Origin of the sequence: Streptomyces sp. NPDC059874, from assembly GCF_042731135.1 — a bacterium.
In the GTDB taxonomy this organism is placed as follows: domain Bacteria; phylum Actinomycetota; class Actinomycetes; order Streptomycetales; family Streptomycetaceae; genus Streptomyces.
Window position 1 is genome coordinate 69,221 of record NZ_JBHWJY010000023.1, and the last position, 18,871, is coordinate 88,091.

Genomic DNA, 18,871 nt, shown 5'->3' on the forward strand with positions numbered 1-18,871 from the left:
TGCAAGCTCCCGAGGATGCCGCCAGGGCGCCGGCACCATCGTGTCGGCGCAGGCGGCGCCGGCCGCCGGGTCGACTACTCGGTGGCAGGGCCGCTTGATCTACACGCACACTGTGAGCGTTCTGGCCGAGAACGACGGCATGTTCCAGCGCGCCATGGGTGCGAATGTCAGGATCCTGCGGGTTGTGCTCACCGCCTCCGATGCCACCGCGCGTGAGCGGCTGACCGGTCGCACCCCTGGACACGGTGCGAGTGGCAACCGACGGACGTTCCGTGGTCGACATAGCGTGCGAAGTGGTGGGCGCCACCAGCTGGCTGCCCAGCACCTTCGGTTGGGTACTCCGCCGCTCAGTGTCGGGTCCGGATGAGTCCTCCTGCGGTTGAGAAGTTCCTACTGGTCGCCGGGGCTTGGGTCGCTGGAGTTCTTGCGGTGATCCGTGTCGTTCAGTGCACCTTCGACCGACAGCGAGCCCGTGAGTACGAAGGGGGCCTCGATGTCCGGATTGCCCGTCACCGTCAGATCGCCATGGTGGAAGAAGGGCTTGTCCACCCGCCGGTCGCCGACCAGGGTGCACGTCGTACCGGTGGGGCCGAGAACCTTGGTGCACAGCTTGGGCAGCAGCGGCAGCAGGTCGGCGAGATCAAGGCGGCCGCCGAGGGGCGCCACGTGTGGCCGACGCATAGCCTTGAGGTGGGGCTCGTCTGATTGTCCGGCTTGTGCGCGAGTGTGGTCGCCCGACTGCCGAGGAACAGTGACCGTCTCATGCCTTCCACGCCCGACAGGAGATCGCCGCAGGGCCGCAGTGACCGCGCTGCCGCGCTGCGTGAGCAGGCGCGTGCCGAACGCCACCGCCGACTGCGGTTCACACTGATCGTGGGCATCGTGGTGGCCATGGTCATCGCCGGGCTCACGATCGCGGCGCTCTCCACAAGCGGCGGGCCGCCCCGTTCCACGGCTCCCGAGGCCGGCATACCGGCCACTCCGATGAAGACCGCCTCGGGCCGTACTACCGAACCGCCGTGGGCCGCGCCGAGCGATGCTTCCGCGCGGGTCGCGGCAGCCGGGCTGCGGATGCTGGGCGAGGAAGGCCAGGTCGAGCACATCCACACCCACCTGGACGTCATCGTGAACGGCAAACCGGTCACCGTCCCCGGGAACATCGGCATCGACCGGAACGCGAAGCTGATCAGCCCGCTGCACACACACGCGGAGAACGGGGTGATCCACGTCGAGTCCCCGGTCAAGGCCGTCTTCACCCTCGGCCAGTTCATGACCGAATGGGACGTCGCCCTCACCCAGGACTCCATCGGCGGGCTCAAGGCCGACAGCGCCAACGAATTCCACGCCTACGTGAACGGCAAGGAGCGCCCCGGCAACCCGGCCGCGATCGAGCTCCGGGACCACGACGAGATCGCGCTCATATACGGACCGGCAGGCCTGAAGGTCGACGTGCCCAGCAGCTTCGACTGGCCGAAGAAGGCCAAGTAAGCAGCCGATACGGGAATCCGAACCACCCTTGATGGTTGCGCCGCGGGACGAGGCGACACTCACGTCCCGCTTGACCCCGTGCCGTCCACCTTTGTGATCGGACAGTGACACGTCGGTCACTTGCGGTTCCCGACATGGCGCCGCCGCCATGGCTTTTACCGAGATTACGCAAGGACGTCAAGTCACGTTCTCCAGTGACATGCCGCGTCTTGCCCGGTCGGGTTTATTTGAAGCACGGCCTCACCCAACCCCTACCCATATTGAAATACGGGGCCGAGCTTTCACCTCATTCCGCGGGACACAGAATAGAACCCGCAAAACTTGAGGGAGGATCCGATGAACGGGCATTTCTGGACACGTCGCCTGTCGGCCGCCACGGCCACGCTGGCTCTGGCCGGCGTCTTCGCGGTGGTCCCGGCCACGGCCTTCGCGTCGCCGACGGTACACACCAAGGCGATTCCGTCCGTCGCCTGTCGCGCACGTTAGCACCGGGGCCTCCTGTGCCCCGGCCGCCGAGTCCGCGGCCGATGTTTCCCACAGGGAGAGGAGGGGTCGCCATGCGGTATGACCACTGTCTTTAGCTCAAGCAGGTCGGGCCCGGGAGATGCCGGGCCCGACCTCACTTCACTTCACTTCACTTCACTTCACTTCACACATGATCCGCCGTGACCGAAAACAGGAACGAAGGCCAATGACGACATCCATCAGCTACAACCCGTTGGACTGGTCGACGATTGTCGACCCGTATCCGGTCTATGCCGAATTGCGCGCGCATGCGCCGGTGTTCTGGCACGAGCAGATGCAGTCCTGGGTGCTCACTCGATATTTCGACTGTCGAGACGTGCTGCGCAACCACGGGTTGTGGGCCCGGGACCTGCGCCGAGTCGGCGCCGACGTTCCCGAAGAGCGGCTGAACATCCAGTACCAGGACCCGCCGGAGCAGGCGAAGCTGCGCGCTCTCGTCGTCAACGCCATGCGGGCACCGGACACGAGGGACATCTGCCGACGTGCCCGGCCCGATCTCGAGGGACATTTCGAACGGCTCGGCGGTCACGAGGAGTTCGACCTCATGAGCGAGGTCGCGGCCCCGCTCGCCCTGCAGATCACCTGTGACCTGGTCGGTGTGGAACCGCCGGCGCTGGACGCGTACGTGAGGATCTTCGAAGGGCTGACCCGGCGGATGGACAGCGGGCTCGACCCGAGCCATGCGAAGCCCGGGGAGAAAGTGGGACTCGAACTCCACGCGATGATGAAGGCGTGGTTCGAGAAGACCCGGCTTCCGGGAATGATCGCGAGCCTTCGGGAGAGTCCACACACGAAGTCGATGCCGGACGCATACGTCCGGAACACGGTGAGTGCGGTCTTCAACGCCAGTTACAGCACGGTCTATGCCTCGACCGGAGCCGTCGTCCTGGCTCTGCTGGAGCGTCCACACGTGCTCGATCAGCTGCGCGAGCGCAGCCTGATGCCCACGGGGGTGGCGGAGCTGATCCGCTTCTGCAGCCCGGCCCAGGGCACGAGCCGGGTGGCCACTGAGCGCACGAGGATCGGCGATACCACGATCGAGCGGGGTGAGGCCGTCGTGACCCTTTTCGCCGCCGCCAACCGGGATCCGGAGTACTTCGACCGGCCGGATGAGCTCATTCTCGACCGTTCACCCAACCAGCATCTGGGATTCGGATGGGGTCCGCACATCTGCGCCGGCGCGCAACTCGCAACGGACTGGCTGTACGAACTCATCGACTTCCTGAACGAGCGGCCGTCGGCATTGACCTTGGCAGGCGAGCCCAGATACATGCGCTCCGCGACGCTTCGCAATCTGGAAGCGCTGCCCGTGAGATTTCTCTGTTGACATCAGGCAGGTATTCACAAGCGAGGAAGGATCCGGACGACATGGCCGGCAAGCTGATGCTCGACGTGACGCCACTGCGGAATTCGCCGGCATTCCGCCTGCTCTGGATCGGTCAAGCCGTTTCCGGCGTTGGCGGACAGATGACCGTATTCGCCGTGGCACTCCAGGTCTATCTGCTCACGAAAAGCACTCTGGCGGTCGGCGTCATCGGTTTGTGCACCGTGATTCCCACGCTGTCCATGGCGCTCGTCGGAGGCACGCTCGGCGACACGTACGACCGCAGGAAGATCGTCCTTTTCGCAGGCAGCGGCCAGGTGGCTGTGTCGCTGGCATTCGCCGTGCAGGCCATCGCCGGAAACGACCGGCTCTGGCTGCTGTATCTCCTCTGCATCGCCCAGTCGACCCTCGGTGCCATCAGCGTCCCGGCCAAACGGACCTTCATGGCGCACCTGCTGCCCAAGGACCAGATCCCGGCAGGGGCCGCCCTCACCATGCTCACCATGCATTTCGCCGGGATCGCGGGCCCGATCCTCGCCGGTGCGGTCGCCGGCGTCTGGGGACTGCAGGCGTGTTACGCCGTGGACGCTCTCAGTTTCATCGCCGCGATCTACGTCGTCGCGAAACTCCCCGCCATGCCGCCACAAGGATCGATCGCCCGCCCCGGTGCCAAGGCGATCGTCGGCGCCCTGCGCTACGTCCGCGCGAATGACGTCCTCAAGGGTGCGTTCCTCGCAGATCTCAGCCTGACGCTCCTCGCGACCCCGACGCCGCTGCTTCCGGCGATCAACGATCTGAATCTGGGCGGAGACGCCCAGACGCTCGGCATGCTGATGGCGGCGCCGGCCGTCGGAGGCGTCCTGGGATCGCTGTGCTCCGGGCGGGCGGGTCGAGTCGCCCACAAGGGCCGGGGCATGCTCCTCGCGGGCGGCGCATGGGGGACCTGCATCGCGGTCTTCGGGCTGGTCCAGGTTCCGGCACTCGCGATCGGGCTCCTGGTCGTCGCGGGTACGGCGGACGTCATCAGCGTCGTCTTCCTCACGACGATCGTCCAGACCACGGTGGACGACAACTACCGGAGCAGGGTGAGCGCGGTCGAGTTCGTCGTGGGCGCCGGAGGCCCACAGCTCGGCGGAATGCGTGCCGGCGCGCTCGGCGCGATCACCTCACCCGGCCTGTCCGCCGTCATCGGCGGCGCGACATCCGTTCTCGCGGCAGCGGTGCTGGTCGTTGCCCTGCCGAAATTCACCCGGTGGGAATCCGAGTCCTCGGTCCGCGCGACCACCGAGGAATGCGCCGGGGAGCCGTCCGAAATCAAGGCATTTACCGACTCGGAGAGGGACTGACATGACTTTGGAGATCTTTTCGCAACAGCAGGCGAACATCGACGCCGACGCGTCGAGGGTGCCCCGACCGGACGCGCCCGCCGGCCCGATCGTCAATTCGTGGAACGAATGGGACCAGCTCGAGGAGATCCTCGTCGGCCGCGCGGACGGGGCCTGCTTCGAACCGACCGAATCCGGGTACCGCCCCCAACTCCGCGGGAGCCCCAGCGGGCAGAGCTTTCCCACCGGGCCGAAGTCGCCCGACGTGGTGGCCCGAGCGAACGAGGAGCTCGAAGGGCTTGCCGAGCTCCTGCGCACGCTCGGGGTGACCGTTCGCCGTCCTGACGCCGGTGATTTCACGACAGCCGTGAAGACGCCGTCCTTCGAGGTCGCGAACCAGTACTGCTCCGTTTGTCCGCGCGACGTCCTCATCACGGTGGGAAGCCAGATCATCGAGGCCACGATGTCGCGGAGAGCCAGGTTCTTCGAGTACATGCCCTACCGGAGCCTCGTCTACCGATACTGGACCGCCGACGAGCGCGTGGTGTGGACCGCGGCGCCGAAGCCTTCCATGAGCGACACGATGTACCGCCCGGAATTCTGGGAATTGACCCTGGATGAGCGGCACGCGAGGATGCACGACTTCGAGTTCTGCGTCACGCAGGACGAAGTGATCTTCGATGCGGCCGATATCACCAGAGCGGGCCGCGACATCTTCGTGCAGGAATCCATGACGACCAACCGGATGGGTATCCGCTGGCTGCGCAGAGAACTCGAACCGCGCGGCTTGCGCGTCCATGCCCTGCATTTCCCGCTCGATTTCTTTCCCTCCCACATCGACTGCACGTTCGTCCCGCTGCGACCGGGCCTGGTGCTCACGAACCCGGACCGGCCGCTCAAGGCCGATGAGCGGGAGTTCTTCGTACACAACGGATGGCGACTCGTCGACGCGCCGACGCCGGCGTACGGCAATGACGAGATGCCCCGCTACTGCCAGTCCTCCAAATGGCTGTCGATGAACCTGCTGAGCGTCGCTCCCGACGTGGTCATCTGCGAAGCGAGCGAGAAGAACCTGCACGAGCTGCTGCGCGGGTTGGGGTTCGAGGTCCTCACGGTCCCGTTCCGCAACGTCTACGAGTTCGGCGGCTCGCTGCACTGCGCGACCTGGGACATCCGCCGGACCGGTGAGTGCCAGGAGTACTTCACCGTTCCGGATCGCACCCGGCGGCGCGCACCCGGCACCGACCCGGGCTTCGGAATTCCCCGCGGCCCGATCACCCACTCTTGACGGAGGAAGACCATGCACGTTCTGCACATAGGCGCCCATCCCAAGGCGATCCGCGGGCTCCACCGCGGTGGCCACGAGATCACGGTCCTGTACGAGGCGGCGGACGGGGACCGGATGTACCGCACCCCCGGTCTCAGGGAACTCGCGACCCGCGCCTGCGCGGTCGATTCCTACCGTCATGTGGAGGCTCTGTGGTCGGCCCTGCACCACCTCGGACCGATACCGGGAGTGGACGCCGTGCTGACGACCAACGAGTACGGCGTCGTCGGTTCCGCCATCCTCGGCAAGCAGCTGGGGGCCATTGCCCTGGACCCCGACGTCGCACTCGCCTGCCGGGACAAGGCCCTGCAGAAGACCAAGTGGCGCGAGGCAGGCGTACCGACGGCGAAGTCCGTGGTCCTTCCGGAGGCGGCGGCGCAGTCCGTCGACGCCGTGGACACGCTGCTGGCCACGGCCGGCCTCGAGTTCCCGGTCGTCATCAAGCCCACGGCCGCCGGCGGCGCGGAGTCGGTGTCCGTCGCGGAGAGCGCCCACGACATCGTGCGGGTCGCGCGGCACAACCCTCAGCTGCGCAGGCTCCTCGTCGAGGAGTTCATCGACGGCCCGGAATGGCACTTCGACGGCATCGTCCGGAACGGGTCGATCGACAGGTTGATGGTCTCCCGGTACGGCGAACCATTGCTGTGTACCAAGTGGGGCGAGCCGACCCGTTCGATGGGCCTGCCACCCGCCAGGCATCCCGGCGCGTACGCCGCCGCGAACGAGTTCGCGACGCGCGCGCTCAAGGCGCTCGGACTGGAGACCGGTGTCTTCCACTGCGAGGCGTTCGGCCAGCCGGGCGGGTTCGTCGCCAACGAACTCGCGTGCCGACCCGGCGGCAGCGGGTTGTGGACGGTGGCTGAGAAGACGATGGGCCTCGACCTGTTCGCCGCCGCCACGCAGCTGTTCACCGGGGACGAGGTGGAAACGCTCAAGGCGTCGCCGGACCAGGTCCACGGATGGGTTCACCTGCCCTCGGTGGCCGGGTTCCCGAACACCGTGCACGAGGCCGACATCAAGGCCGTGCCGGGGGTCGACGGCGTCGTTCTCGTGCCCCTGGGCGTGCCGATGCGGGACATGTCCGAGACCTCGTCCGCCGGGATCGGCTATGCGACCGTCGCCGCGGCGGACGAAGCCGAGTGCCGGGACGTCATGGCCGAGGTCGTGGCCCGCGTACGAGCGATCCACGACGAGCGCGGCCGCGCCGCACTCCGGCCCGGGAACGAGGTCGCGTCGGTCGGCGCGCCCCTCCGCCTCACCCACCGGGCACCGGCGATGGGAATGCGATGAAACTCTTGATTGCCAATGACATCGACGACACGCTCTTCCTCCGACCGGACCCTCGAGCCTGGGCGCAACGCGTGTTCTGGTTCGCGGAGGAAGGCGATCTCGTCCTCGTCTCCGACACGCCCGATCCGGCCTTCGTCCAGCACGTCGGCAGGGTCAAAGGCGCCGACATGTCCAGGGTGGAAGTCCGTGTGTGTCCCGAGGGCCTGCACGGCAGGCGACGGATCGACTTCCTCGCGCTGTTCGACCGGCGGTTCCTCGACTCGATCGCCCCGGACGTCGCCTGCGTCACCGAGGTGTTCAGCCTGTTCCCGTCCCCCCAGTTGAGCGAGTTCGCATCACAGCTCGGCATCCGGGACGGCCTGCCGGGAGCCGACTTCATCGCCCAGGGCGGCGGTGAGCTGGCCAACAGCAAGGCGACCTTCCGAGCCTTGGCCGCGGCCGGCGGCGTGCCCATCGCGGCGGGGTCGGTGTGCCGCAGCCCCCTCGAGGCGACTGCGGCGACCCACTGGCTGCTGGACGCGGGCCACGACGTGATGGTGAAGATGGCGCACCACGGGGCCGGGGCCGGCAACGAGATGGTCCTGCGGCCGGGCAGGCGCGCACCCCATGACGTCGGCGGTCGGAGCGTGCACGAGCTGGACGGCCGGCAGGACGCCGTGTCGCGGTACTGGACCGACCGGTGGGACTGGGCATCCGCGGACGGCAGGTACGCCGTCGTGGTCGAGCAGCTGCTCGATGCCAGCGCCAGTTACTACGCCGAGTACGCCGTGACCGATGCAGGGGTCAGGCTGGGGGGCGTCGGCCACCTTTCCTTCATCGACCGGAGGCTTGCCTTCGAGACGTTTCCGGCGCGCTCGCTGACCGAGTCACAACATCTGGAGCTGGTCTCCGGGGCCGAGACCCTCGCCCGTGCCTACCACGGCATCGGATACCGAGGTCAGCTCTGCGCCGACGCCGTGGCCACCGGGGACGGCCGGATCGCCTTCACCGAGGTCAACGCCCGGACGACGACGTCCACTCACCTCTACGAGACCATGGCGGGCCTGACGCCCGACGAGACGACGATGCTCAGTCAGCGGCTCACCCCCGCGACCTGGAAGCCGGTCTCCACCGCCGGCTTCCTCGAGACCGTGGCCGATGCCGGCCTCCTGTTCGACCGTGATCGACGGCGCGGCGTGCTCATGACGATGCCCGTCTCGCGGGGATCCGGGAAGGGCGGGTTCCTGTACGTGATCGTCTGCGCCGATCCGGAGGAGGAAGCGGCATACCAACGCGAACTGGAGGGGTTGTTCGATGAGGCGTAACCGTTCGCCGGGCGAGGTCGCCCCGACCCGGCTTCACCACATGACCGCCATGGGCGATGCGGAGGCCCGGGAGCGGCACGCGGCGCTGGCCGCCGCGCTGCGGGACGTCGCGCGTCCGTGGATGCGCCGGATCAGCTCGGTGCTCGGGGCGTGGAATCCGTGCTCACCGGAGCTCGTCGACCTGGTGGAAGGCGACCTGCTCGCCTTCACCCAGCGGGATCCCGCGGCCCACGGCTCATGGCACGAGGTCATGGGTTCCTACCGGTGCTTCCGGGCCGTGCTGAGCCATCGACTGGCGCATTCGCTCCTCGCCGCGCCTCGGCGCTCCGATGCCGACGGTAGTCACCTGCGGATGCTCGCGCGCTCCGTCGCCGAGCAGGCCACGGTGGAGACGGGCGTCGAAATCCACCCCGCCGCCGCGATCGGCAGGCGATTCGTCGTCGACCACGGCATGGGGACGGTCATCGGCGAGACCGCGCGCCTGGGCGATGACTGCTACGTCCTGCACGGTGTCGTCCTGGGATCGACGGGAATCGCGGACAATCCGCGAGGCCGACGACACCCGACCATCGGCTCGCGAGTCGAGATCGGTGCGTTCGCACGCGTCCTCGGCCCGATCGAGATCGGTGACGATGCCGTGATCGGCTGCCATGCCCTCGTGCAGTGCGACATCCCGGCAGGCGCCAGGGTGAGCGTGTTGAACCACCACCAAGAGATCCGAGGGGCAACCACCATCGACATCACCGCCATCGAAGTGATCGGCGAAGGCCTCCTCCTGGTGCGCGGCCGCGGTCTGGCCCATTCCGGCCTCCGCGTGGAGGGACTGTCCGGCCGCCGCCGCAGCGCCACGCCCGTCGCGGTTCTCGACCGTGGCAACCGGCATCTGCTGCTCGGGCTGGACGCACCGGCCGGCAAGCCTCCTGAACATGTCCGGCTGACCGCGCCCGACGGCACCAGTACGTCGATCCTGATACCCCGCGCCGCCGGTGTCCGGCGAACGCGCGACGCCGGATCCGGGTCCGCCGGGTCGCGGGCCGGCGCGGGGTGATGGACATGGTCACCCCCGTGATCGCCTCGTCGGTGCTGGACCTCATCGGCCGGACGCCGCTGCTCGAACTGCGCCGGCTGACCGCCGGCCTGGACCGGACCGTGTACCTGAAGCTGGAGATGCTGAACCCGGGCGGAAGCCACAAGGCGCGGGTCGCGCTCAACATGGTGCTGGCCGCCGAGCACGAGGGGCTCCTCGTCCGCGGCTCCGGGCAGACCATCCTCGAACCCACCGGTGGGAACACCGGCATCGGGCTCGCGATGGTCGCCGCATCGCTCGGATACCGCTTGGTCCTCGTCATCCCGGACAACTACAGCCCGGCCAAGCAGCGGCTCCTTCGAGCGTTCGGTGCCGAGATCGTGTTGTCCGATCACCGTCTGGGCGGAAACTCGCACGGCGAGAAGGCGATGGAGCTGCAGTTCGAGCATCCGGACTGGGTCCTGCTCAACCAGCAGGCCAACCCCGCGAACCCGGCCGTGCACGACCGGACCACCGCCATCGAGGTGTTGGAGGCGTTCTCCGGCGAGCTGCCGGACGTGATGATCGGCGGTGTCGGGACCGGCGGGCATCTCACCGGAATCGGCCGGACTTTGCGCCGGCACCGACAGGATCTGCGGATCGTCGCGGTCGCGCCTCCAGGATGCTCCTACACACAGAACAGGTTCACCACTCACCGGTTGCAAGGTCTGGCCGTCGGACTGGTGCCCGCCAACCTCGACGTCGCGCTCATCGACGAGGAGATCGTCGTCACCGAGGACGAGGCCGCGACGATGATGCGGACGCTGATGCGCGTCGAAGGCATCGCGGTCGGTCTGTCCTCCGCGGCCAACGTCGTCGCCGCACTCACCACTGCGCGGCCCTGCCGTCCCGGCACACGGATTCTGACCTTTGCCTACGACTCTGCCCAGGACTATCTCGCCGAGCTCGCGGAGCCCGGCGAGACCACTCACCCGAGGAGCACCTCATGACCGACATGCTCACCTTCAACGCGGAAGCAGCACGCAGGATCGAGCGGACCTACCGCACGCCGGATGTTGTCGCGCAGCGCCGCACCCTCCTCGACACCCTCGAGCTGCGGCCCGGCGAGCGGGTGCTCGACATCGGGTGCGGACCGGGTCTGCTCACCGAGGAGATGGCCGCGGCCGTCGGCGCGCGCGGTCACGTCATCGGCGTCGACGTGAGCGAAAGCATGCTGGCGCTGGCTCGATCCCGGGCCGCCGTGCCGGGCGGCGCCAAGGTCGACCTGCGAGCCGCGGCCGCGGATCACCTCCCGTGCGCCGATGCGAGCGTCGACGTGGCGGTGTCGACACAGGTCCTGGAATACGTCGCGGACGTGGCAGGCGCGCTCGCCGAGATCCACCGGGTGCTCGTGCCGGGCGGGCGGGTCGCGGTGCTGGACACCGACTGGGACTCCCTCGTGTGGCACTGCACCGACCGACCACGGATGACCCGCGTGCTCACCGCATGGGATCGGCATCTCGCCGATCCGCACCTCCCCCGCACCCTTCTCCCGGCATTGCGCCGTGCCGGTTTCGAGACGACCCCACCGCTCGTCATACCGCTGCTCAACGTCGGCTACCGGCGCGACACATACAGCGCGGGCCTGATCGACATCGTCGCCTCGTACGTCGTCGGGCGGGGCGGACTGACCGATGACGAGGTCGCCGCCTGGTCAAACGACCTGCGTGGACTCGGCCACGGCTACTTCTTCAGCCTGAACCGGTACCTCTTCACCGCAACGAAGCGTTCCTGAGCGGGGAATGCCGCCTCCGGTCGGGGCAACTGGCAGGGCTCGACAGACGTTGGCTTCCGAGCAGACCATCTACGGACTCTTCCGCCGCCGGCGGCGCGACGGCATCTGGCCTCTTCTGCTGACGAAGTCGGATGCCGCTGACGGCCCAACTCAACGCTGTGACCTCCGGCGGCGGTGAGGGCATCGGTCAGGCGCCCGGAAGGCTCTACCGTGGACCGCTCCGCTCGACTTAGTCTCATGCCGTGGTGGACGAACCCGTGGCGAACGACGCCTTCAAGAACCGATGCGCAAATGCGGCGCTGACGCTGAGGTCTTGCCTCAGCTACTCCATCGACCGCATCTCGTTGGACGAGTCCAACGAGGACGACAAGGACAACGCGCTGGACGTGTGGCTGCGAGAGGGGCCGTGGAAGCCTGACGTGGTCATCTCACTGTCCAACCTCTACTCCGTCCGCCCGTGGGAACCTGGGCTGGGGGCCTCCTTCATCGACGGGATCTCCCTTATCCATCTGCCGAAGATGCCGTCGCCCTGGCCCGCCGAGGCAATCGGCCGTCTCGACCGTTCCGAGGATCTGCCCGAACTGGTCTGGCTGAGGATCTTCGGGCCGATCGAGGTCGACGCTGTCGCCGCGATTGTGACTGTCTATCAGGCACAGAGCGACGATGAAGCCTCCGTGCTCCGGTGACAGTCTGAACAATCCGTGCCCAGTACTCGTTCCAGGTCGACGAGCAGTTCTTCAGTCCCTGTGGCCGCGGCGGAGACGTCACCTGCCATTCCCTGCCCTCCTGCCGGACGACTTCGGACGGACCGCGTGTCGTTATGGCTGCCGCCTGGAATCCGCTCCACCTCGGGCAGGAGTTCGGCGAGCCTTCAGCCGAGGACCGCGGTCACTTCTCGGCAGGTCGCCTCCGACAGGAGCGGAGTCCAGCGCGTGAAGAGCTCGAGCAGGTCCGCCCCGTTGCGCTCGCGGAATGACGCGTTCACCTTGGCCAGGTCCAGTTCGTTGGCCACCGTGAGCTCGGCGAAGTCACGGCGCTGCTGCAGGGACGGGGTGAACTCCTCACCGGTGAAGCGGTCCCGGAAGGTCACCGACGCCTCGTCCGGGGAGGCGAGGCTGGGGTAGGAGGCCTTGCGGTCGCAGCTGGCGTAGAAATACACGAGCTCTTCCGCCTCCGCACCGATCGCCTCGGCAAGGCGGGCACGCTCGGAGAGTTCCAGGAAACTCAAAGGCAGCCCGTCTGTGCCGTAGAAGGCGTGGCACAGGGCCGCGGTCTGCAGTGCGGGCCGTGCGCCCCATGCGGCGAGCAGCGCCTCGACGCGCAGCAGGTGCGTCAGGAGCGTACCGCCGGAGTGCTTGGTGGTCTCGGCCCCCAACTCCTTGAGCAGGGCAATCGCCGGAGAGTCAGTGTGCTTGTCGTCGCTGTGCATCATGGGCACATCATGACGAGGTCCCCGCGCCGGCGTCCGCCGGGACCGGCATCCGGACACTGGGACCACGCCTTGCGGTCCAGGTCTGCGTGGCCCTGTGGTCCCAGGCGCGCATCGAAGCGCTCGCCTTCGACCGCGAGGGCTAGTGCTGTGACAGGGCCTCCCGGACGGCGTCGATACCGAGGGCCAGGTCCGCGTGGAAGCTCTCGTGGAGGTCGAAGTTCCGTGTCATGTCTACGTAGTAGCCGTCCGGCAGGGTCGACTCGGCACGCGAGAGGTCGCTGTTCAGGTCGTCGAGCTGGTGGATCATCCGGTGGGTGTCGCTCAGGGACTGCGTGAGGGCCTCGGCGAGCGAGCCGCCGGACTGAGGGGAGGTGTCCGCACCGGGCCGGTGCGACGCGCGCAGCGCCGCCCGCACCGCCGCGCGCCGGAATTGGGCCAGGGCGAGGGACGCTTCGATCCCGTCGTAGGAGACCTCGTTCGTCCAGGGGTCGTCATGGGCGAGGCCCGCCGCCAGGAAGCCGACGCGGCGCGGGGCGTCGAGGTCCTTCACCGCGTCGAACATCGGCGCGGCCAGCGCGGCGTCCTGTGCCAGTGCGACCGCGAACGCCCGGGCGTCCTCCCTCCGGAACTCCTCCCTGGTGGCCCGTGTCCCGGACCTCTCGGCCTCCCGCCGGAATCGCTCCACCTGAAGGGCGAGCACCGCTCCGAGCCGTACGGCCGCCAGCTCGACCGCGGGAAACCCGCCGAGCGCAGCCTCGCGGCCCTGCGCGTCGCACCGGGCGAGGCCGGCCGCGTACGCCCGTACCCCGGATGGCGCGGGCTCGGCGAACGAGTGCAGCACTGGTGCGCCGAAGGGCGGCACGGGGAGGGAAGGGCCGAGGTTCCACAGCGGTGGTACGGGGGCGCGGCGAGCGGTGATCCCGTCCGCACCAATGGAGCCGCTCACCTCGTCCAGCCCGGCCCGCAGGTCGAGTACGGGATCCAGCGCGGCGACCAGCTCGCCCAGCAGCTCCGCGAACCCGACGTCTGCCTCCGGGGACCCCTCGGCCGCCCCCGGCGCCTCGGCACCTCTGGCCTGCCGTACCCCCGCCTCCGCTTCGAGCAGCATGCCGACGTGGCGCAGGGTGCGGTGCACCTTCGGCATCGACAGGCCCAGCTCGTACCCGATCGCTCCCGGCGCACAGCCGGCCAACCGAAAGGCAATGACGTTGAGTTGGCGCTCGTTCAAATCTCTCAGCGGGGCGAGCGCCACCACCGTCCGGACCTGCACCAAGGCGTCGGTGCTGCCGTTCCCCAGGAGGGCGGGCACCCTCCCGTGCGCTGGGCGGAGCGCTCCGCAGCCGCCGCCGACGATCATCCGGCACGTCCAGGACCGCAGCGCCTGCGCGGTGACCACGGGGGTCCTGATGTCCTTCGCGGCCCCGACCACGTTCGCAACCAGCAGGTCCATCCACCGCCGGGCCACTGTCATCGAGTCCTGGGCGAGTCGCGCCGCCTCCACCAGGTCCGCGCCCCGCAGGAGCGACAGGGCGACGAGCGGCCCCGCATGCGCCCGATAGTAGTCCCCGAACCCGACCAACCGCGGCAACGCCGAGGCGCTCATTCCGCGACTCGCGGTGACCGTCCGTTCCGCGGCCGGTTAGTCTCGAGGCATGCGGATCTCCGTTTCCTCGGACATGGACGAACCCGTGGCTCGCGCACTCCTCGTGCAACTGCGCGACCGCGGACACGACGTGGTGACGCACGGGGCACTGAGCCCCGGCGACGATCCGCAGTGGGCAGCCTGCTCGGAGGCGGCCGCCCGCGAGGTCGCCGCCGGGAACGCCGACCAGGCCGTCGTGTGCTGCTGGACCGGTACAGGCGCCTCGATCGCCGCGAACAAGGTTCCCGGCGTACGCGCGGCCCTGTGCACGGACGCCTACACGGCGGACGGCGCGCGCCGATGGAACGACGCCAACGTGCTCGCGCTCAGCCTGCGCCTGACCTCGGAACCGCTGCTCAAGGAGATCCTCGACGCCTGGTTCGCAGCCGAGGCGAGCTCGGACGCCGAGGACCGGGAGAACGTGGCGCGCGTCGAACGGCTCGACAGCAACAGAACCACACCCGGTTACTCAGCGCGACCGCACCACGGAATGTGAGTCGGAACCCAGGTCCGTGAACAACTGACTCACGATCCGGGCCCCGGGTTCTGGCACACATTCCGTGAGAGACAGACCGGTGGTGCGTGCGGCGGCCTCGAAGCGTTTTCCTCGACCTCGCGGCAATTACGTCTGGGGTAATCGCACCGCCCAACCCACCTCGGCTACGTTCGCGGCCATCGCTCACCCCCCGGAACGAAGGAGCCCCGTGGTGCCCGCTTACGGCTTCGCTCATCTCCGCAGCCGTCGGAATAACTCCGACGTCATCGAGTACCTGGAGCGCACCAGGCGACCCTCGACCCCTTCGCAGGCCGCTTCGTCATCCACGGTCCGCCGGCCGAAGTCGTAGAGGGCAGTTGGCCTGGCAGCATGGTGCTGATCGAGTTCCCCAGCCTTGCCGAAGCCCGTGCCTGGTACGACTCTCCGGCCTACCAGAACATCCTGCACCTGCGCACCGACCACATCGAAGGCGACCTGCTGCTCATCGAAGGCGTCGGGCCGAACTACCACCCGGCCGAACGAGCTCGCACGTTGCAAGAAGAAGCCGGCCGAGCGAGTCAGTCGACCCACTGGTCCAGCAGCCACAGGCGATGCGATGTCACAGAAGCAGAACCCCGTTGATCGCCCTCACGGAATGTGTGCCAGCACCGTGCGGGCATGTGGGATCAGCGGCCAACGCGCCGGCCGCAACCGCCTCGACCACGCCCAACTCGCCGCCCTCGCCCGCCTCGGAGTGCAATGGGCGCAGTAGCGGACCGGCCTGCGATGATGACGGCGTGCCAGATCCAGGGACCGCTGCCCTCGTCATCGTCTTGCCCGATGCCGCCCCGCTCCTCCATGCGGCGAGTCGTATCGACCCGGCTCTGGTACGTCCTGGGGTGCCGGCGCACGTCTCGCTGCTCTATCCGTTCGTGCCGCAATCGGCGCTGACAGGTCAGGACGAGGAGGGCGTGCGTTCGCTGGCCGCGAGTTTTCCGGCAGCCGATCTGCTCTTGGAGGAGGTCGTGACGGCGTCCGGCTTCGTCGCCGTCACCGTTCCGGGACTCCAACCGATCGTCGATGCGTTCCGAGCCCAGTGGCCCGCGTTGCGCCCGTACAAGGGCCGCTTCGGGGCGCGGCCCGCCGCCCATGTCACGGTCGCCATGGGTGCGGACAACCCGACAACTGCCGCCCATGTCCGCGATGCGATCGGCAACCTGCTGCCACTGCGCACCCGAGCGGCGGCGGTCCAGTTGGTGGTGCTGACGGAGGAAGGCTGGCAGTCGCGGTTCACCGCGCCGCTCGGTGTCCCGGACAGGCCGTGAACACCACCCGCCGGCCCCTCCCCCCTGCCCGCGACCACAGCCCGAGGCCGCACCCCGTCCTTGGTCACATCCCGAGGACCAGTGGAACTGCGCACACGACCAACAACCTGCACGACCCCAGGTCAGAAGCATGACGACTGCTCAGTTTCCTTGATCAGCGACACCAGCTGTCGCCGACCTGTGCGCGCAGGTTCAACCACGCACGCCGTATCGACCGCCGGGGAGGTGAACCCGTACCTCGGATGGCTGCGGGCACGAGTGGCAGCAAGGGCAGTCCGCCGGGTCGCAGTACTCAACCACCCTGCGCAACCACACCTGACCGGGTCCCCGCACCCACGGTTCAGTGCTCGCAGAGGGAGAACTCCCTTTCGTAGAGCTGCTCGTTGTGTTCGTCGACGAAGAACTTCCTTTCCTTCATGAGTTCCTCGCGGTAGGTCTTGGCCTGCTCGAGCGTCATGGTCGATGTGTCGGACCAGGGCTGCTGTGGCGGTACGTCGGAGGTCGAGACGATCTGCTCCGCCGGGTCGACCAGGAAGAACGCGAGGATCTTGCGGTGTCCCGGGCGGGTGGCGTCCGCGAGGCGGAACGCGTCCACGCGGTGCTGTAGGACGTTGGGAAACGCCAGGCAGCGTCCCGACGGGGTCGGTACCGAGCCCAGCACCTGGTTCAGCGCGTCTTCGTCCTGAAGGCCGTAGACCTCGCGCAGCCCGGCGTCGTCGTTCTGTTCATAGTGCGGGTCGTCGAGTGCGGTCCGGAATCCCAGCCGGCTCTCGGTGATGTTCTCGTTGTCCCAGTAGTAGATGCCGGTGGAGACGATCCGCTCGTTCAACATGCCCTCGACGTGCCAGGAACCGCCGGGGTATTCGGGCTTGTCCGGGGTGAGGTGGACGGTGGCGAGCTTGACGATGACCTGGAGCCGGCGGCCGCGCAGGTCGACCCGGGCGGAGGCGTCGGGCAGTGCGGGCGGGCTGAAGGCCGGGGCGTCCGGGACGATCGGGCGGCGGTTCTCCCACCAGGCCTCATAGGCCTCGTCCCAGGCAGCGCGGGCATCCATGTAGGTCGCGTTGTCACTGTAGGACGACTGGCGCGGATACTCCGGTTCCGAGTCGTACCAGCCGTAGGGATCGGCCTCGATCCGCAGGGGCCGCGGGTGCCGCAGATCGGTGAGCACGTTCTCGAACAGCGGGCGCAGGCGCGCGAACAAGTCCGGCAGGACGGACGCCAGTGCACGATGCGTCTCGGGGTGGACGTTGTTGACGTACGAGCGGAAGGTGACGGCCCCGTCGTCACTGACGTCGACGTCCGTGGGCAGCCACTGGAACCTCTCCGAGAACTCGTACTTCGAGTAGTGGTTCGTCGGGTTCTGCCAGGCTCGCTCGGGCCCTCCGCTCACATCCCTCACCAGGCAGAACAGTGAGGGGTGCACGAGATCCAACACCTGGCCGTCGGATCCGGGATGCCAGTCCCGCTCCGCTTCGGGGACCTCTTCCAGGACCCGGACCGCCTCACGCAACCGGGACCTGAGCTGCTCGTCGACGAGGGTGTCCGACTGCCAGACCCCGTCGACCGCGGACACCTCGATGCCGGTGCGCGCGTCCCGCAACGCGGCGTAGTGCCCCAGCTCGGCGAGAACGTAGCGCACCTGCGCTTCGGTCAGGCCCTGTGCCACCGCTTCCCGCGTCCACCTGGCAACGATGTCGGCGTCGTTCATCTTGTCGAACCACACGGGCTTGGCGCGCAGGTGCGAGCTGCACTGCATCATCTGCAGCTCCCGCAGCGTCCGGGGCGTCGCGAACGCCGGGGAACGGGAGGTCTGGAAGGGCAGCGGAAAAGCGGACAGGCCGGTCACTTCTGGTGGTCCTCACGATCGGTGTGCGGTGCCGGGAAGAATAGCCCGGCCCACTGACACCACAGCCGCGGCCCCCGAGTTGGGACGACGATCGCGGTCACCCCGCCCGGGGCCGCACACCGAGGGACGTCCGGCCCCCGAAACCGCGCGGCGCAGGCGTTGTCGCCGGTGTGGCCGGCGTGGACCTCGCAGGCGGCAGCCACCAGGCTCGCCAAGCACGCGCGGGTCTCGGGCCGGCCCCGGGTTTTCAGGCCCCCGGTCGGGGTTGACCCCCAGCCGTTGGGCGGGGTGGCCGCAGCTTGGGCCGCGGCCCTTCAGCAGAAGTCACGCGAGCTGGGCCGCTTCATGGCGGCGTAAGCCTGGTCAGCCAACACCCGCAAAGGGCTCGGGGGCCACCGGAAGGCGATGTCCCATGAGTTGAGCAGGACACGCTCGGCGTCCAGCCGCCCAGCCCCTGCATCCAACGCAGTCGGCCCCGGCCATCGTGCACCGGGCCTCCATCAGTACCGCCTCATCGTTCACGTCGACCGACAGCACCGCGATGTGCTCCTCCAGCCGGAGCACCATCTCTTCTCGGGTCGTCTGACGGTTTTCCCCACGTCGTAGCGGGTGGTGGGGCCGTTTGTTCTTCGAGTCGAGGAGCCTGCCGGGAACGATCACTGACAAACACGCCGCCACTCGCTTCGGACCGTTTGGGTTCCGAGTGCCACAGCAAAGCTGACCCGTTTCACTGCGGCACGCACAGTCCCCTGGCCGGCGTGAAG

Annotated in this window: 18 protein-coding genes and 1 pseudogene; 15 read left to right on the top strand and 4 right to left on the bottom strand. The window is 68.2% G+C overall.

The genetic code is table 11. The features are described from left to right. Positions 1-91: 91 nt before the first annotated feature. A pseudogene (locus ACFV9H_RS15850) lies at positions 92-383 on the top strand (hypothetical protein); the annotation flags it as partial. Between the two features lie 7 nt (positions 384-390). Here the strand turns inward: ACFV9H_RS15850 and ACFV9H_RS15855 are convergent. Further along, positions 391-681 carry a hypothetical protein gene (locus ACFV9H_RS15855; RefSeq protein ID WP_385398069.1) on the bottom strand — a complete coding sequence of 97 codons (291 nt, stop codon included), beginning with the start codon at positions 679-681 and terminating at the stop codon, positions 391-393. A gap of 81 nt (positions 682-762) precedes the next feature. Between ACFV9H_RS15855 and ACFV9H_RS15860 the strand changes: the two genes are divergently transcribed. From ACFV9H_RS15860 to ACFV9H_RS15910, 11 genes are all read left to right on the top strand, one after another. Next, positions 763-1,488, top strand: coding sequence for a hypothetical protein (locus tag ACFV9H_RS15860; RefSeq protein WP_385398071.1), 726 nt, complete (start codon positions 763-765; stop codon positions 1,486-1,488). 336 nt (positions 1,489-1,824) lie between these two features. Continuing rightward, positions 1,825-1,974 carry a hypothetical protein gene (locus ACFV9H_RS15865; protein WP_385398073.1) on the top strand — a complete coding sequence of 50 codons (150 nt, stop codon included), beginning with the start codon at positions 1,825-1,827 and terminating at the stop codon, positions 1,972-1,974. A gap of 205 nt (positions 1,975-2,179) precedes the next feature. Next, positions 2,180-3,340, top strand: a complete 1,161-nt coding sequence (locus tag ACFV9H_RS15870) for a cytochrome P450 (protein WP_385398075.1) — start codon at positions 2,180-2,182, stop codon at positions 3,338-3,340. A gap of 41 nt (positions 3,341-3,381) precedes the next feature. Further along, on the top strand, positions 3,382-4,683 hold the full coding sequence (locus tag ACFV9H_RS15875; protein WP_385398077.1) for an MFS transporter: 1,302 nt from the start codon (positions 3,382-3,384) through the stop codon (positions 4,681-4,683). Between the two features lies 1 nt (position 4,684). Further along, positions 4,685-5,950, top strand: a complete 1,266-nt coding sequence (locus ACFV9H_RS15880; RefSeq protein ID WP_385398079.1) for a glycine amidinotransferase — start codon at positions 4,685-4,687, stop codon at positions 5,948-5,950. 12 nt (positions 5,951-5,962) lie between these two features. Further along, entirely contained in the window at positions 5,963-7,279 is a 1,317-nt protein-coding gene (locus ACFV9H_RS15885; RefSeq protein ID WP_385398081.1) for an acetyl-CoA carboxylase biotin carboxylase subunit family protein, read from the top strand. Then, a complete protein-coding gene (locus tag ACFV9H_RS15890) occupies positions 7,276-8,583 on the top strand; it encodes a peptide ligase PGM1-related protein (RefSeq protein ID WP_385398083.1) in 1,308 nt (435 codons plus the stop codon). Before ACFV9H_RS15885 ends, ACFV9H_RS15890 begins: the two co-directional genes overlap by 4 nt. Positions 8,584-8,623: 40 nt before the next feature. Further along, complete coding sequence (locus ACFV9H_RS15895; protein WP_385398085.1) at positions 8,624-9,631, top strand: serine O-acetyltransferase; 1,008 nt, start codon at positions 8,624-8,626, stop codon at positions 9,629-9,631. A 5-nt stretch (positions 9,632-9,636) separates the two neighbouring features. After that, entirely contained in the window at positions 9,637-10,599 is a 963-nt protein-coding gene (locus ACFV9H_RS15900; protein ID WP_385398087.1) for a PLP-dependent cysteine synthase family protein, read from the top strand. Beyond that, positions 10,596-11,384 carry a methyltransferase domain-containing protein gene (locus ACFV9H_RS15905; RefSeq protein ID WP_385398089.1) on the top strand — a complete coding sequence of 263 codons (789 nt, stop codon included), beginning with the start codon at positions 10,596-10,598 and terminating at the stop codon, positions 11,382-11,384. Before ACFV9H_RS15900 ends, ACFV9H_RS15905 begins: the two co-directional genes overlap by 4 nt. A gap of 242 nt (positions 11,385-11,626) precedes the next feature. Then, positions 11,627-12,070, top strand: a complete 444-nt coding sequence (locus ACFV9H_RS15910; protein WP_385398091.1) for a hypothetical protein — start codon at positions 11,627-11,629, stop codon at positions 12,068-12,070. A gap of 185 nt (positions 12,071-12,255) precedes the next feature. On the opposite strand, the gene ACFV9H_RS15915 is transcribed toward ACFV9H_RS15910, so the two are convergent. Both ACFV9H_RS15915 and ACFV9H_RS15920 read right to left on the bottom strand, forming a co-directional pair. Continuing rightward, entirely contained in the window at positions 12,256-12,816 is a 561-nt protein-coding gene (locus tag ACFV9H_RS15915; protein WP_385398093.1) for a DUF6817 domain-containing protein, read from the bottom strand. A 139-nt stretch (positions 12,817-12,955) separates the two neighbouring features. Then, a complete protein-coding gene (locus ACFV9H_RS15920; protein ID WP_385398095.1) occupies positions 12,956-14,419 on the bottom strand; it encodes a hypothetical protein in 1,464 nt (487 codons plus the stop codon). 49 nt (positions 14,420-14,468) lie between these two features. On the opposite strand from ACFV9H_RS15920, the gene ACFV9H_RS15925 reads away from it, so the two are divergent. The 3 genes from ACFV9H_RS15925 (at position 14,469) to ACFV9H_RS15935 (ending at position 16,258) form a co-directional block, all read left to right on the top strand. Then, positions 14,469-14,954, top strand: coding sequence for an RpiB/LacA/LacB family sugar-phosphate isomerase (locus ACFV9H_RS15925; protein WP_385398097.1), 486 nt, complete (start codon positions 14,469-14,471; stop codon positions 14,952-14,954). Between the two features lie 321 nt (positions 14,955-15,275). Beyond that, the gene (locus tag ACFV9H_RS15930) at positions 15,276-15,575 is read left to right on the top strand and encodes a DUF1330 domain-containing protein (RefSeq protein ID WP_385398146.1); all 300 of its coding nucleotides are present in this window, start codon (positions 15,276-15,278) and stop codon (positions 15,573-15,575) included. A gap of 191 nt (positions 15,576-15,766) precedes the next feature. Next, on the top strand, positions 15,767-16,258 hold the full coding sequence (locus tag ACFV9H_RS15935) for a 2'-5' RNA ligase family protein (RefSeq protein WP_385398099.1): 492 nt from the start codon (positions 15,767-15,769) through the stop codon (positions 16,256-16,258). A 340-nt stretch (positions 16,259-16,598) separates the two neighbouring features. Here ACFV9H_RS15935 and ACFV9H_RS15940 read toward each other — a convergent pair whose 3' ends face one another. Continuing rightward, a complete protein-coding gene (locus ACFV9H_RS15940) occupies positions 16,599-18,107 on the bottom strand; it encodes a DUF4246 domain-containing protein (RefSeq protein WP_385398101.1) in 1,509 nt (502 codons plus the stop codon). Positions 18,108-18,871 lie beyond the last annotated feature (764 nt).